This is a genomic window from Dyadobacter subterraneus, from assembly GCF_015221875.1.
In the GTDB taxonomy this organism is placed as follows: domain Bacteria; phylum Bacteroidota; class Bacteroidia; order Cytophagales; family Spirosomataceae; genus Dyadobacter; species Dyadobacter subterraneus.
Window position 1 is genome coordinate 2,420,867 of the sequence record NZ_JACYGY010000001.1, and the last position, 16,098, is coordinate 2,436,964.

The 16,098-nt window shown below is 41.2% G+C and carries 13 protein-coding genes; 7 read left to right on the forward strand and 6 right to left on the reverse strand.

Annotation, left to right across the window (positions count from 1 at the left end; translation table 11 throughout):
- Positions 1–2: 2 nt before the first annotated feature.
- From IEE83_RS10060 to IEE83_RS10070, 3 genes are read right to left on the reverse strand one after another with little or no spacing between them, the layout of a single operon-like run.
- Complete coding sequence (locus tag IEE83_RS10060) at positions 3–848, reverse strand: cyanophycinase (RefSeq protein WP_194120460.1); 846 nt, start codon at positions 846–848, stop codon at positions 3–5.
- A gap of 36 nt (positions 849–884) precedes the next feature.
- Positions 885–1,598 (reverse strand): LolA-like protein, encoded by a 714-nt coding sequence (locus tag IEE83_RS10065; protein WP_194120461.1) that lies wholly within the window; start codon positions 1,596–1,598, stop codon positions 885–887.
- Between the two features lie 56 nt (positions 1,599–1,654).
- Complete coding sequence (locus IEE83_RS10070) at positions 1,655–4,219, reverse strand: TonB-dependent receptor (RefSeq protein ID WP_194120462.1); 2,565 nt, start codon at positions 4,217–4,219, stop codon at positions 1,655–1,657.
- Positions 4,220–4,536: 317 nt separating this feature from the next.
- On the opposite strand from IEE83_RS10070, the gene IEE83_RS10075 reads away from it, so the two are divergent.
- From IEE83_RS10075 to IEE83_RS10090, 4 genes are read left to right on the forward strand one after another with little or no spacing between them, the layout of a single operon-like run.
- Complete coding sequence (locus IEE83_RS10075; protein WP_194120463.1) at positions 4,537–5,742, forward strand: cystathionine gamma-synthase family protein; 1,206 nt, start codon at positions 4,537–4,539, stop codon at positions 5,740–5,742.
- Positions 5,739–6,800 (forward strand): class A beta-lactamase, encoded by a 1,062-nt coding sequence (gene bla, locus IEE83_RS10080; RefSeq protein WP_194120464.1) that lies wholly within the window; start codon positions 5,739–5,741, stop codon positions 6,798–6,800. The genes IEE83_RS10075 and bla overlap by 4 nt, the downstream gene beginning before the upstream one ends.
- Before the next feature lies 1 nt (position 6,801).
- Positions 6,802–8,298, forward strand: a complete 1,497-nt coding sequence (locus tag IEE83_RS10085; protein WP_194120465.1) for a serine hydrolase — start codon at positions 6,802–6,804, stop codon at positions 8,296–8,298.
- A gap of 31 nt (positions 8,299–8,329) precedes the next feature.
- The gene (locus IEE83_RS10090; protein WP_228101756.1) at positions 8,330–10,426 is read left to right on the forward strand and encodes a S9 family peptidase; all 2,097 of its coding nucleotides are present in this window, start codon (positions 8,330–8,332) and stop codon (positions 10,424–10,426) included.
- 301 nt (positions 10,427–10,727) lie between these two features.
- Here IEE83_RS10090 and IEE83_RS10095 read toward each other — a convergent pair whose 3' ends face one another.
- The 3 genes from IEE83_RS10095 to IEE83_RS10105 all read right to left on the reverse strand — a co-directional run bounded on the left by IEE83_RS10095 (position 10,728) and on the right by IEE83_RS10105 (position 13,328).
- Entirely contained in the window at positions 10,728–11,570 is an 843-nt protein-coding gene (locus IEE83_RS10095; RefSeq protein WP_194120467.1) for a CHRD domain-containing protein, read from the reverse strand.
- Positions 11,571–11,703: 133 nt separating this feature from the next.
- Positions 11,704–12,555, reverse strand: coding sequence for a polysaccharide deacetylase family protein (locus tag IEE83_RS10100; protein ID WP_194120468.1), 852 nt, complete (start codon positions 12,553–12,555; stop codon positions 11,704–11,706).
- Positions 12,556–12,734: 179 nt separating this feature from the next.
- On the reverse strand, positions 12,735–13,328 hold the full coding sequence (locus IEE83_RS10105) for a DUF4142 domain-containing protein (protein ID WP_194120469.1): 594 nt from the start codon (positions 13,326–13,328) through the stop codon (positions 12,735–12,737).
- A 352-nt stretch (positions 13,329–13,680) separates the two neighbouring features.
- On the opposite strand from IEE83_RS10105, the gene IEE83_RS10110 reads away from it, so the two are divergent.
- From IEE83_RS10110 to IEE83_RS10120, 3 genes are all read left to right on the forward strand, one after another.
- Entirely contained in the window at positions 13,681–14,367 is a 687-nt protein-coding gene (locus IEE83_RS10110) for an HAD family hydrolase (protein ID WP_194120470.1), read from the forward strand.
- 123 nt (positions 14,368–14,490) lie between these two features.
- Positions 14,491–15,318, forward strand: coding sequence for a tetratricopeptide repeat protein (locus tag IEE83_RS10115; RefSeq protein WP_194120471.1), 828 nt, complete (start codon positions 14,491–14,493; stop codon positions 15,316–15,318).
- 18 nt (positions 15,319–15,336) lie between these two features.
- Positions 15,337–16,008, forward strand: coding sequence for a YiaD family glycine zipper/OmpA-like lipoprotein (locus IEE83_RS10120; RefSeq protein ID WP_498070386.1), 672 nt, complete (start codon positions 15,337–15,339; stop codon positions 16,006–16,008).
- The last annotated feature ends 90 nt before the right edge of the window (positions 16,009–16,098 follow it).

A 16,098-nucleotide genomic window follows, 5' to 3' on the forward strand; every position in this document is an offset into this window, starting at 1 on the left:
TATCAATTTGATAGTAAAAATGAATCACCAGCAGTAAAAATACTAAACTGCAAATCTTTCATTTTGATCAATCCCTGTTCTGTAACTTTCAATTCCAAAGGACGTTTCATGACAATAACCTGACTTTGCCCAACAACTTTAACATGATTACCAGTTACACTAATCGCAGTTGATTCGTCAATGCCAATGCAAGTAAGCTCCGGATATTTGGCAATAGCCGAAAGCAGACGGTTATAGCGGCTTCTGACTACAAAATGCTGATCAATGATCGCGTTGGTCAGAAGACCCAGGCCGGGTTTTATATCAAGGTTTTTATCTTGAAGTTTTCTGAATGTGGATTTTAATGTGGTATCTCCAACGAGCTCATTTCCGGTAATCATTAGTTTGCTCATCACAGCCGCACCAGCGCTGCTTCCGGCGATAGTCGCGCCTTTTTGATAAGCTTTATGAATGGCAGCATAAACGGGCGTGTTCAAAACAATTTTCATAAACCGCTCTTGATCACCGCCGCTGATGAAGATCAATTTGGCCTTTTCCAATGAATCAAGCCACTTTTTATTGTTCACGTCAGCTGCTTTAAAATTCAGGTTTGCGATAACATTTTTACAGACCGGTCTCATATCCTGATTGAAGTAATAAAAAGCAGTATCGGCATTGAGTCCTGACATAGGTAACAGCATTACATAATCCGCAGGCTTTAAACGGGAGGTGGCGACCATTTCCTGCATTAATGATGCAGGCCGGTCGCCACCTCCTATGATAAATAGATTTCCTTTTGCCACTTGCGCAAAACCCACGCCGGAAAAGAATGTCAATATTGAAAATAATGCCGTCAGAAGATGTTTCATGCCTAAATATAGCATAAAACCTGATTTATCGGTCGGCTATTTTGTTGGTCTTTTGAAAATTGAGTCATCAACTTTTCCATTGATAATAACTTTGTTGGTCACGAAAGTTATATTTCCCTGAGGACTTGCAATATCCATCGCGTTCGGGAATTTTACACCTTCAATTTCCTTGTAATCAGAAAAGTCGATCTCGCCATCCTGACCATTCATATTTGCCTTGATTTTGGTAAGCAAATAAGTAGTTGCATCAAGATATTCATCAATTGTCTGACCTTCTTTTGTGGTCAATTTTAAATGATAAACGTCTTTTTTGTCAATTTTTTCTTTTCCAACCAGGTCAACTTTATTTCCTTTTTCTTTGTAATTAACCAGGCCGCCGAAAGGATCAAGCTGTCCAACCTGCTGCTTCACCTGATCTGCCGGCATATCTTCCGGTTCTCCGGTACCGCCCATCATAGTCGGACGGATCATCCAGCCGGTTGTTCCATCCACAACCTGCACCATGGAATTTCCCATTACGGTAGATTCACTGCGCATGGATTTTCCAACTACAATCGTTGTTTTACTAGGAATTTCCATTCCCTGCACCGAAAGCGAACGCTCGGTGATTACGTTATTAACCGCTTTGATTTTGTCCAGTCCGCCGAGGGCAGAAACATGTTTGTCGACGATTTCATCTACCGTCTGGCCAAAGGAATTTGCAGAGATCAAAGCAGCAACAACCGCTACAAAAAGTCTGTTTGTTTTCATTGTGAAGTTGATTTAAGTATAGATTAGTTTGTTAATTGGGTTCCAAAGTTATAAGATTATTTCGGTGTGCCACCGCCTGGTGCACCTCCGCCAGATTGCGTTTGTCCGCCGCCTTCACTTTTTACGTCATCATTATTTACAGATTTCGCTTTTCTCTTCGGTGCGTCCATGGTCATTTTACCAATTTTGTAACTGAAAGTCAGGCGGATACCACGGTTGTAAAGATGCACGTCATTGACCTGGTTGAACAGATCAGAGTTAAGTTCGGTATGGATCGTGTATCTTTTGGCCAGGAAATTTTCAGCAGCAAGTCCCAAACTTCCTTTTTTGTTTTTGAAATCCTTTTTCACACCCACCGTGTAAAATCCAAAACCACCTTGTTTTCCTTGCAACTGGATCGTATTTCCCTGCATAAAACCAAAAGCCTGGGCTCCCCAGCCATTTTTGAAAGTTGCCTGAGAGAAAATACCGCCGCTGATATTCATACCTGAGTTAGAAATTTCCCGCGAAAGGCCATCTCTTCCGGCCGTTTGACCGGTCAGTGTGGAGTAAAATGCGTTCGTGAAAAGTCCGACGTTTATTTTTGTTGTCGCCGCCAAATTTGCAAAAAGGTTGACCCCGTAAGCATGCTGCTTTCCAACATTTTCATAAGTTGTAACCACAGCACCCGAAATAGAATCCGACGGCTGGCGAACCTGAGAAATTGCATTGTTGGTAATCCGGCCAAAAAATGTCGCATTTACGAAGGTCTTTTTGATGTTTTTACTTACTCCAACCTCAAAGTTATTGGTAAGTTCCGGACGCAGTTTCGGGTTTCCTATCGTAATGTTCTGCGGGTTGGAAGCATTGTAGTTAGGATTTAATTGTTGTAATCCCGGACGCTGGATACGACGGTTATAACCCAGTTTCAATGTTGCCCCTTTAATTGTTTTCGAAGCATTAACACTTGGAACCAACACACCATAATTTCCTACACCAAGCGATCCGCCATCTTTCGTACTGGCATCAATAAAAGTATGCTCATAACGAAGACCTCCTTTGAAAGTGTAGCGCTTTTTGGTAGTATAAGTATAGGAAGAATATCCTGCGGCAATGTTTTGGTGATATAAAAGATCTCCGGCTGGCTGATCCTTGTCAGTTTCATATTCACCGGTTGGCGATGCAAGCAGATAACTATAACCACTCGTTACTTTTCTGAAAATCCCTTTTCCACCAAATTCAAGCAACTGGTTTTTCTTGATTGGCGTCTGATAATCCGTTTGCAAAGTAAATTCTTCGTTGATGCTCTTGTTCAGGTTGCGCTGGCGACTTGCGACTTCGCTGTTGCCGTTCAAAATATCCGCATCAAAATTGTTAGTCAGATTATTGCGACTGTAAAGTGTCGAAACGCTCCATTCCTGCTGTGGTTTGAAAGTGTGCAGATAATCAATATTTGCATCAACTGTTCCGGAAAGGTTTTTGGTATCAACGTTTCTGCCTGATGTTGAAGTCGGGCTTCCGGTTTTGATAAGATTTGTAATCAGATCCTGCTGGCTTAACATATTTCTTACGCCATAACGCACACCGGCTGTAATACTTTGGTTTTTAGCAAGGTCATAATCAAATCCTAAATTATATTGGCCAAATAGTCCTTTGCTTGATCCTGAACCTTTTTGATCTGTTATCGTTGTAACATCGTCAACAATGCTTGTCTGATAAAGCGATGTTGTCGTTTTCGTATTATAATTTCCACGACCAAAACCTCCGAGGCTGAAACCTGCTTTTCCTTTACGGTAACTTCCGTTCAAAGAAAGCATCGATCCACGGTTACCAACGCCTGAATCAACATTCAGGTTTAATCCCTGCAAACTGTTCTTTTTGGTAATGATGTTGATGATACCACCCGAACCTTCGGCATCATATTTCGACGATGGGCTTGTAATAACTTCCACCGTTTTGATCTGATCCGCCGGAATTTGCTTTAATGCATCCGCAACGCTGCTGGCAATGATCGTACTTGGTTTGTTGTTAATAAGAACCCTGATGTTCTGGCTTCCGCGGAGAGAAACGTTTCCATCAAGGTCAACTGTCAGAAGAGGTACTTTACGCAATATATCTGTCGCATCACCACCTTTGGCAGCAATATCTTTTTCTGCGTTATAAACCAGTCTGTCCACTTTTTCTTCGATTAAAGCGGCTTGTCCGGTAACGGTAACTTCTTCCAGCGTTTTGGTGTTGGAGGCAAGTTTTATTGTACCAAGATCCAGTTCCTGTCCTTTGGCAAGTTTAATATTGTCAATGGTTTTGTTTCCATAACCGATGAAAGAAATCAGGATTTTGAAATCGCCGTTAACGATTTTGGTTAAGGAAAATTTACCTTTTTCGTCAGCAACAGTTCCGTCGATGGCTTGCCCGGTAGCTTTGTTGTAAAGGGCGATACTGGCAAATTCAACTCCTTTGGCAGAAGCAGAATCCAGAATTGTACCGCTTAATTTGGCAGATCCTTTTGGAGTCTGGTCGCCCGCAGTACCTGGAAGTGGTTTGGGTGCTGCTGCGCCACCCGTAGGAAACTGGGCAAAGGAAGGCGAAGCAAGAGCGGCCAGAAGAATAATAATAGTCAGGAGAAATTTAGACATGTTCATGTGATAAGTTTTTAACAAATCAAAGGTGCGACAGAAACGGGTTTAACGGAAATAAAATGTGACCAATGCAGCAATTCACTGGATGGATATCACATTTTGACCGATGGGCGTTTTTTGGCTTTTTATGATTTTTAAAGGGAAATCGTAGAGATAACCTACTATTTGAGACACTGAATTGTTTTTGGAAAAGGAACTTGCTAAATTACAATTGATTGGATTTTGAGATAATAACAAAATTAAAATCGGATATTTCGAAAAATTCAAGTATAAAATTAATATTATAATTATTGCCTGACAACGCTTAACTAATTTTTTTAATGAGCCAATCTGATGCCCGAAAAGGGACAAATTCTGTGTGGGGCGGAGAAACGGAGCATTTTCCAAACGGTGCCGTAACCTCCCCGATTTTTAATAGTGTAGCGTTTGCTTACCATGATCTTGACGAGTGGCACGCCGTGGCTACCGGAAAAACGGAAGGTCATATTTACAGCCGAAATACCAATCCTACGGTGCATGTACTGGAAGAAAAAATCCGGGTTTTGGAAAGCGCCGAAGCGGCAACCTCCTTTGCAACAGGTATGGGAGCGATCAGCAATACTTTATTTTCACTGCTTGGTCCGGGAAAAAGAGTCGTCTCTCTAAAAGATACTTATGGCGGTGCAAGCCGTCTTTTTTTAGATTTTTTGCCGGCATATGGTATTAACGTAACGCTTTGTGAAACAATTAATCATGAAGAAATTGAGGCTGAAATAGCAAAAGGCTGCGATCTGGTTTATCTGGAAACGCCAACTAATCCGACACTTAAAGTTGTTGATCTGAAAAGATTGTCCGCAGCTGCTCATAAAGTTGGTGCTATCGTCGTAGTTGATAATACCTTTGCTACACCGATCAATCAAAATCCGCTTTTGCTGGGTGCTGATCTGGTTCTTCATAGTGCTACCAAATTTCTTTGCGGACATTCGGATGCCATGGGCGGCGTTTTGTGTGGAAAGGCTGAACTGGTAAAAAAGGTGTTTTCTTTCAGAGAAATAAATGGTGCCAGTTTGCAGGCTGATCCGGCCTATATGATTGCCCGGGGAATGAAAACCCTGGAACTAAGAATTGAACGACAGAACGCATCTGCGTTGAAGATTGCAAGATATTTGAAAGCCCATGACGCGGTTGAGGAAGTATTTTATCCAGGACTGGAAACGCACCCCGGCCATGAAATTGCAAAATCTCAGATGTCGGGTTTTGGTGGTGTGATGAGTTTTGCCTTGAAAGGAAATTATGATACTGTAAAAGCATTTTTACCAAAATTGAAACTGGTTCATTTGGCGGCAAGTCTGGGCTCTGTTAGCACCTTGGCAGGACCGCCGAGAACTACGAGTCATGTGGAATTAACAGAAGAACAACGCGCCTTACTGGGAATTCCTGAAAGTTTAATACGCTATTCTGTCGGTATTGAAAATGTTGAAGATTTGATCAATGATTTGGAACAGGCGCTGGCCGCAATTAAAACTGAACAAATGGCTGTGTTATGATCGGGAGAACCTTATTAAAAACCCTAAAAATTTCTTTCGTTTGTACATTGCTGGCATATCAATCCGAGGTAATCGCGCAAACAATACAACCGGTACCAGCCTTATCCAATGTAACGAATTTAAGGCTGGATCATGAGCTTGAACGCATTGCAAAACTGGCAAAAGGGAAAGTGGGAGTTTCCGCAGTTCATCTGGAAACCGGTAAGCACATCAGCCTAAATCTGAAAGAATTGTTTCCAATGGCCAGTACCATCAAGGTTGCCATTGCCGTTCAGCTTTTTACCAAAATTGAAAAAGGAGAACTTTCACTGATGACGATGGTTGATCTTCAGCCATCTGATCTGCATCCCGGAAGCGGTACGCTTGATGTGCTTTTTAACAAACCCGGTGTTCAGCTTTCTGTTCAGAATCTGCTGGAACTGATGATGGTAATCAGCGATAACTCGGCAACTGATATTCTGCTTCGTTTGGTTGGAGGAACAAAGGCGGTGCAGGAAAGAGTAAATGCACTGGGTATTAAGGGAATGTCGATTGATAGAACGATTATTCAGTTAATCGCTGATGAAGAAGGAATTACACTGCCACCGGAAGATCAATGGAAACTTGGTTTTTACGACAAATTGTGGAGTAATACTACCCGCGAATCAAGGGATGCCGCGGAATTAAGACTACAAAAAGATCCCCGCGATACTTCTTCTCCGGAAGCCATGGTTAATTTACTGACCCAGATTTATACAGCAAAGGCACTGAAACCCGAAAGCCGCGACCTTTTGCTGGCTGTAATGGAAAGATGCAGGGGAGGAGTAGCCCGTCTGAAAGGTTACCTTCCGGCAGGAACTGTGATTGCGCATAAAACTGGTTCGCTTAATGCAAGTGCTACGGATGACGTTGGGATAATTACACTTCCTGATGGAGCCGGTCATGTTGCCATTGCCATTTTTGTCGCCGAATCCGGTGCTGAACTTCCTGAAAGAGAGCAGACCATCGCACATATTTCCCGCAGTATTTATGATTATTTTTTATTCAATTCTCCTGCTCTAACCACATCTTCCCGCTAGTATGAAACGTTTGCTATTTTGCATTTTTACACTTGTCGCGGGTACCAGTTATGCTCAGAAGAAGATTACACCGGCTCAGATCAAGGAGTTTGACAATTATGTGGACAAGGTCAGAAAAGAGTGGGATGTGCCCGGACTTTCCATTACAGTAGTAAAAGATAATCAGGTTATTTTCAAAAAAGGATATGGTGTAAGAGAACTTGGTAAGCCGCAACTTGTTGATACACAAACACTTTTTGCATGCGCTTCCACGACCAAAGCGATGACAGTCGCGCTGATGGGTATGCTTGTGGATGAGGGAAAAGTAAAATGGGATGATCCCGCGTCGCAATATCTGCCGGAACTTCAAATGTACGATCCTTATGTAACACGCGCGCTAACCGTCCGTGATCTGCTGACGCACAATACCGGAATTCCCGGAACCGATTTTTTTACCGGAGTGATGAATATTCCTGTCAATGAAATGCTCAAAAGGATGGCGCTGGTAAAACCGCAATATCCTTTCCGGGGCGGCTTTGAATATCAGAATATTATGTATTCAGCCGCAGGTCGGATTATAGAAAGAGTAACCGGGAAACTTTGGTCGGAGGTGATGCAGGAAAGAATTTTTGACAAACTTGGCATGACACAAACCGCTCCTAAACGTAAATTGATCAAATCGGAAAATGTGACAAAACCACATTTTAAAGTAAATGATACCATTCAGGTGATTGAATACGGACCGGATAGTGAGATCGGTTCTGCGGGAGCTGTCTGGTCTTCCGCGGATGATATGAGCAAATGGGTAATTTGTATGCTCGATAGCAGCAAATTTGCTGGCGGACGATTACTTAAACCTGAAACCTGGACAGAAATTTTCAAGCCTCAGGCTTTCTTTCCGGAAGAAGAATATCCAACGATGAGTTTGATTAAACCAAACTGGCGCACGTATGGGTTAGGCTGGTATCAGCATGATTACAAAGGGAAAAAAGTCAATTTTCATACCGGAAGTTTGTCCGGATTAACAGCGATCACAGCGCAATTACCGGATGAAAAACTGGGTGTTTATATTTTTGGAAATTATGATCACGCAGAAGTTCGTCATGTTTTGATGTATAAAACACTCGACTGGTTTGCACTGGGAGAAACGCGTGACTGGAATACGGAATTTAAGGCTTTGTATACCAATCTTGCTGAAAAAGGGAAAAAACGTAAACTGGATTTTGACGCAAAACGTGTTTTAAATACTTCTCCATCTTTGCCTTTGGACCAGTATAAAGGAAAATACACCAGTCCCTTATATGGAGAAGCCGAAGTTCTGGTAAGTGGAGATAAGTTGTCGCTCAACGTAAATAATGTTTTGAAAGCAAATTTATCCCATTTTCATTACGACACTTTTTCCGCAACCTTTGATAAAGCATGGTTTGGAAAGGTTATAGCGCGGTTTACTTTAAATAACATTGGAAAGGCAGATACGCTGATTTTTGACGGAATGGAATTCAAAAAAAGCAGTATGTAATTTTCAATCTCAACAAATGAAATCTTTTAAAATGTTAAAATCACTCCTTTTCTTACTTCTGATATTTTCAAGCGGGTCGTTTTCCAGTGCGCAAAGTTTTAAAATGGAAGACATTATCAGTTATCCGCTGGCTTCAGAATTAACTTCCTGTGCTTCCGGCTCCAAAATCGCCTGGACGTATAATGACCAGGGAAAACGAAATATTTACGTGGCTCAGGGGCCTGATTTCAAACCCAGGAAACTGACTTCCTTTGACGAAGATAACGGGCAGCAGCTTTCAAGCATTTCCATTTCTGCCGATGGGAAATGGGTTGTATTTGTCAAAGGCGGCGAGCATAGCGGTAATCATGATAATAGTCTAACGGTCAATCCGTCGTCATTGATTGCGATGCCCATAGTGGAAATTTTCAGCGTTCCTTTTGCCGGTGGCGAAGCGAAAACATTAACAGAAGGTGACTATCCGGTTATTTCACCAAAAAGTGACCGGATCGCATTTATAAAAGGTGGTCAGATTTGGCAGGTAAGTCCAGATGGTTCTCCTGCTGCGAAAATATTGTTTGAAAGTAAAGGAACAAATAGTTCGGTTCAATGGGCACCGGATGGCTCAGGATTGGCCTTTGTTTCTTCCCGTGGCGATCATTCCTTTATTGGAATTTTTGCTGATAAAGAAAAAACGATCAAGTGGATATCTCCTTCTTTCGCGAAAGATGATATGCCGAAGTGGTCTCCTGATGGAAAGAAAATTACTTTTATCAGAAGACCGGCAAGCGGCGGATTACCAGATTCCATTTTGCCAAGAAAGCATAACGCATGGAATATTTTGGTAGGCGATATTGCAACTTCTACGGTGCAGAAAATCTGGTCGGCTCCTAAAACTTTGAGCGGCTCTTACCCTACAACCGATGGTGGTGCTAATTTGATGTGGTCGTCTGCCGGCAGAATTACATTTTCGTCCTATCACGACGGATGGCCTCATTTATATTCAATAAAACCCGAAGGGGGAGAACCTTTGCTATTGACGCCGGGTAATTTTATGTGTGAATATATTGAAATGAGCCATGATGGAAAATGGCTGATTTTTGCAGCAAACACGGGTCCTGATGTTTTAGACCTTGACCGGAGACACATCGTGAGAGTGCCGGTTGATATGTCAAAAATGGAAGTTTTAACGCCCGGAACAGGCGTAGAAGCTTTTCCGGTTGTGACGGGCGATGGTGCAAATGTTGCCATGATCAGTTCGTCGGCAATTCTTCCTCCCCAGCTGGCCGTAATGTCATTCAATGCAAATCAAAAAATCAGAATTCTTGATAATTCTTTATTGCCTGCCAGTTTTCCAACAGGCAAATTGGTAACTCCCAAGCAAGTAACATTCAAGGCATCTGACGGAACTTTGGTGTACGCACAGTTATTCGAACCAGCCGCGGACGCAGTAAAATCTAAAAAACCTGCTGTTGTTTTCGTACATGGAGGACCGCCAAGACAGATGCTATTGGGCTGGCATTATGGTGATTATTATGCCAATACCTATGCAATTAACCAATATCTGGCAAGTCAGGGATTTTTGGTCTTAGCCGTAAATTACAGATTAGGAATTGGTTATGGTTTTGAATTCCATAAACCGGCTAATGCGGGAAGCAATGGCGGCTCTGAATATCTTGACGTAAAGGCAGCCGGAGAGTGGCTGGCAGCCCGCCCGGATGTCGACAAGAAAAAGATTGGTATCTATGGCGGTTCTTATGGCGGATATCTTACTGCAATGGCTTTGGGAAAAGATTCAAAATTGTTTGCCGCAGGTGTGGATGTGCATGGCGTGCATGACTGGGCATTTGTCAATGAAGGTAGTAAATCGGCGCCGGATGCTGCGCTGGCGGCCAAAGTGGTTTATAAATCATCACCGATAGCCTATGTCAATACCTGGATGTCGCCGGTTTTATTTATTCATGGCGATGATGACCGCAATGTTTATTTCTCTCAAAGCGTTGATCTGGCAAGAAGACTGGAACAAAGAAATATTCCGTTTGAACAACTGATCATACCGGATGATACACATCACTGGATGAAGTTTTCTAATCAGGTTAAAGTTGATCAGGCGATTGCTGAATTTCTGGTTAGGAAGTTGATGAAGTAAGTAAGATTTATTGCTCGGAATTAGTTTTTAGTACCCGTCCGACGGCGAAAAAGCCGTCGGACGGGTCGCCCGTTGCAAGTATGATGATGGTATTAACTTCCTTTTCTTTATCAAATGCCGAAAAGCCATCAAAAAGAATCACCGGTCTCAATTATGAAAAGCGTTGGATCGATTCACCCGTCGGACGGCTTTTCCCTCCGTCCGACGGGTATTAAAAGTCGTTTACTTAAAGATGCTGAAATCAAGAACAAAGTATTAAAATTAAACAGCTCATCAATTCCAGCAGAAACATTCGCTAATCTCAAAATTCAATTTGAGCCCTGATTTCCCCCGCAGGAAGAGCTGCACTATGAATATTAAAATAATATTTCCCTGCCAAAAGATCAGTTTCATTAATTGCAGTTCCATCAACCAGGAACGAGTTGGAAAACGATCCTGATTTAGCTTTTTGAATTTTTGGAAAAAAATCAAAAATCACCGTCGCATTGGTTCCTTTGGGTGCAATACCGTGAATATGCGAGCCGGTAATGATTTCGGACAGGTTATTCCAGGTAAGGAAAAAACTAAACAATTTTGTCGTTTTATTATAGGAATAATCAACCGTTCCAGTAGCAGTGCTGGCGTTGACAGGAACCTCATTCGCACCGCTTAAAACAATTCCCTTCTTACTGACAACATTACTTTGATCGTAAAATTCAATCTGTCCACGCATTTCTCCACTAGGATTATTAGACGTATGAAAATTGAAATAATACAGCCCGTTCAGCAGATCTTCTTCTTTTAAAGTTGTACCGTCTACCAAAACAGACTGGCTGTAATTTCCAGAGGTTGTTTTAGTGATGGCATTAGCGAAGTCAAAAATAATCGGTGCGTTAAGCCCTCTTGGGCCTGTTCCATGAATATGCGCGCCTGTTGGAACATCAGTCAAATTGTTCCAGGAGATGTTAAAGGAAAGTATATGAGTGTTTTTGTTGTAGGATACATCCGCAGCTCCGTAAGCCGGGCTGCTGTTAAAAGTAATTTCCTGTGCCGGGCTAATGGTCAGGCTGGTTTGGGAAATCTGATTTTCAATGTTGTGATCGACGCAGGATGAGAGTAGTGCGAGCAATCCAAATACCGGAAACAATTTGCATAGTATTCTCATATTTTTGCTAGGTTAGTTGATTAACTGCATAAAGTTAGCAGTTAATCAAGCTAAAATATCCTCGCTAAAATAATTTTAAACCTCTAATTGTCAGTTATTTATTAAGTGGTAATAGCAGGTTGTTCTAACAATTCTAATTTTTTATAACAAGATCTTTATAGCCAATCAGCTGGATGCCTTTTTCCTTAATAGCAGCTTTCACTTTTTCACTCGTAAAAAGATCTGTTACGCCTTGCCTGTCTTCCGCCACATTTTCATAACCAATATGTGATACGGCTTTAAGTTCTGCATCGTTCAATCCGGGATGATCCAGGAAAAGATAGGTTTTTCCTGATTCCAGTTTGCCAAGCATGGCAATGAAGCTGTTTATTTTTTCTTCCGAAGTTTTATGGGCTCCTTCGTAGCCCACATATTTATCAATCTTCGGCTCGGGATCAACAGGAATTTTATATTCTTTGGCCAGTCTTTTTGTCAGCGTTTTTACTTCTTCGCTGATACCGGTGCAGCCCATATGCGATGACAAATGGCTGATTCGCGGCAGTTTCTTCAAAGCCATTTCAATCTGCGCTCTGAATTCCTTTTCAATATCAGCCAATTGCCATTTATTTTCCATGATGGCACGCCCCTGATAATTTTTGTTTGGATAAATCATAGGAAAAAAATACCCGTCTTCGTCTTTTAAACTCGCACAATCCGTTAATGGTCGCCATTTTATATTATCCCATTCGCTGGTAATCGCCAGATGAATACCCACATCGGCACCAGGATTTTCTTTCAGCATTTTCACAGCTTCCGGAAACCAGGGTGACGGAACAATAATTTCAATTGAAGTTTGAATTCCTTCTTTGTAACATTTGATCAGAGCAAGATTTCCAGAGTGAGAATATCCCATATCGTCCCCTCTAACAATAAGTTTAGCGCCTTTTTGTGCGTAAGAAGCTGTTAATGTGAGAAAAATTATAAGAATGTGAAATACTTTTTTCATAGAAATTGTGGTCATGGATACATGATAACTACGCATTTTGCGCCTGTTCTATAAAGTAAGAAGTTTACATAATCTATGCTTGTTTACCGAAATATTATCAGCTGCGACTTTAAAATGAAAAAGCAGGTACCTTCCCCAATTAAGAGAAATTACCTGCTTCAACATTAATTCCTATAAGATCAGGCGCCTAATTCACCTAAGATTCTTTTTGTAATCATAACATGCTCAGAAAATGTAGCGTGAGCCAAAGTGGCCAAGTGTCTGCCCTGACTTTCTGCCGGATCCGTTTTTCCTGCTGCATGTGTTAAATAATTAGCAGCCAGATCTCTCAAAAATACGTGATTCTCATATTGCGCCTCGATATATGCCTTATCAAATTCTGCACCTTTTTTTGCCATTTTAAGTTTTTCAAGCGTTCCTTTTGCTTTGTCGTCCATAGCAGGCATTGGCGTTGCCAGATCTTTTAGTACCGCAGTTACCGATTTGGCTTCTTCCAATTCAAAACCAGCAAATTCTTTGGCATTTTTCTGAGTGCATTTTGAAACTGCCATTTGGCTTGTTTGCAGGGAAAGGGTTGCCGGTCCAAAAACTTTCATTCTAAATTCTTTGTCTGTTGCAGCCGTTGGCGCATCCATAAAAGCAACTTCCATCGCTTCCGCAGTAAAAGATGGTAACATGGTTGCAACGAGCGACATACCTGCACTGATGGCCAATGTATCCCGAAGTGATTTTTTAAAGAAAACGCGACGAGGTGTTTTTTGATTTAAGTTCATGATTTAGAGTTTGTTGATGAAGTGACTTTTTCAAATCCAAACCTTGATATCTTAAATTCATGCCAATTCGTCAACCAGTAGATATGCTAACGCTTTGAGAATTAATTACAACTTTGAAGAATACTTAAAGCGGAACTGGGGATAAATGGCATCTCAGTATGGGCAACGAAATTAGTAAAGTCGAAATTAAGTAATTTAAAAAGGGAGAAATTGGATGGTATGATATTAGCTCATGGTGGCTCTTTTCAATTAAATAACTTTGCTGCGTTCGTTATAATAACATTTTGATGTTTTTATTTTATTTCAATCAAGCTCAAATTCCTACTTTTGCCTTCGATCAAAATATGAATCCATGGATATAAAAGTTATAGCCTTCGACGCCGACGATACGTTGTGGGTAAATGAGCCTTATTTTAGAAAAACAGAAGAGCAGTTTTGCGAATTGTTAAGCGAATATCTGGAGCGCCACGCATTGGAACGCGAACTGTTTAAAACCGAAATCGACAATCTGCCTCTTTACGGCTACGGAGTAAAGGGCTTTATGCTGTCCATGATTGAGACCGCATTGAAGATTTCGGACAAAACGATCAGTCTTGAACATATAGAAAAAATCCTTGATTTGGGTAAAAACCTGCTCAATGAACCGATTGATATTCTGGAAGGCGTAGAGGAGGTTTTGGAATCTTTGAAGGGAAAGTATAAGCTGGTTGTTGCTACCAAAGGCGATCTTCTGGATCAGGAAAGAAAATTGAAAAAGTCCGGATTGAGCCATTATTTTCATCACATAGAAATTATGTCAGAGAAAGATGATGCGAATTATCTGAAACTGATTAAACATCTGGATATCATGCCGGAAAATCTGTTGATGATTGGAAATTCACTTAAATCAGATATTCTTCCGGTATTAAATATTGGTGGATATGCGGTACATGTTCCGTATCATATTACCTGGGCGCATGAGCAGATAGAGAATACAGTTGAAAGCGAAAAATTCAAAAGTGTAGAACATATCCGGGAAATTCTGCAAGATCTGTTATAAGATTACACATAGGATTTTCCGGTGATTACCGGTGCAGGCACTGTATTTTAAGTCAATGACTAAAAAGAAATAACTCTGATCATTAAAAATCGGAAAATCTAATAATCAGCTCACTTCATCTTTATGACAACAAAAATCAAATCGTTTGTTTTCGTTGCGCTATTATCTCCTTTTTCATTGAAGGCGCAGCAGTTGATTACCATGTCAAACAAATGTTACAAACAGGTTCAGGCTGGCAACCAGCAAAATGACCAGGGACAATATCAGGAGGCTTTAAATACTTTCAGCAAAGTGCTCAAAGATTGCTCGGCCAAGGATGCCAAAGAAGAAGGGAATGTCGGGAAAGCAATTGCATTTAATGGATTGAAGCAATATAATGAAGCCATTACAGCGGCAGAAAGTGCGATTAAAGTCAGCAAGCAAACAAATGTAATGGCGTACTATGCAAGAAGTTATGCATTGAATAATGTGGGTAGGACAGAAGATGCCAAGGCAGATATTGTTAAAATCACGGATCTTACTAAAAAGAATAAAAACATAAAAGCCAGAGCAACCATGTTTGCTCAGCTTTCGCATCTTGATTTTCAGCTGAATAAATTGGCTGAGGCGGATACCAACCTGACCAAAGCAATTGAGCTGGATCCGACAAACCCTGCTTTTTTTGTTCAAAAAGGTGATATGATGATCAAAATCAATAACTACGATGACGCCTTTGCTGCTTATGACAAAGTGCTGGATCTGGGCAAAAATGATCTTGAAATTTACCAGATCAGAACAGAGGCCCGATTGAAACAATTGCAGCAAAAATATGTAACGACTGATATCAATGAGTTATCAAAACGAATGACAAAACAGGAAAAAAGCACTTTGTGTGCAGATATGAAAAAAGCGCTGGATATGGGTTTGCGAAACCTGCAACTGGACTTGTTGTCTGCTTCAATCTGTGAATAATTAAATCATCAACTAAAAATCAAAATTGTGAAAAGAAATAGCATTGTAATTTTATTGTTAGTATTTGCACTTGGCTGTAAAAGCCTGAACAACACGCAGAAAGGTACAGGAATTGGTGCCGCCGGAGGTGCCGCCGCCGGAGCTGCCATTGGTGGACTTACCGGAAAAAATAGTGTTATCGGTGCACTGATCGGTGCCGCGGTGGGCGGTTCTGCTGGTTATTTCATTGGTAAACATATGGACAAACAGGCAGAAGAACTGAAACAAGCCATTCCGGATGCAACTGTCGAAAGAGTGGGAGAGGGAATTAATTTAACATTTAATTCAGGTTTGCTTTTTAAAATTAATTCTGCGGATTTAAGTGAAGATGCCAAGGTTGAACTGAAAAAAGTAGGCGGCATTCTGGCCAAATATGACGACACACAGATTCTACTGGAAGGTCACACAGATGATACCGGCTCTGACGATTTGAATATGAAATTATCTGAGCGCCGCGCCGAAGCTGTTTCTTCTTATCTTGAATCAGAAAATATTCCATCATCCAGGTTAAAAACAAAATGGTATGGTGAATCTCAACCTAAATTTCCAAACGATAGTGAAGCAAATCGTATAAAAAACCGCCGGGTTGAAATTGCGATTTATGCGGATCAGGATATGAAGAAGGAAGCTGAAAAAGGAGAATTAAAGTAAAAAAAAGGTTTCACGCCAAGCAGTAAGAAAAAAACGCAAAGACCGCAAAGTTTAACTCTGCGGTCTTTGCGTTTTTACCATTTCACCTTT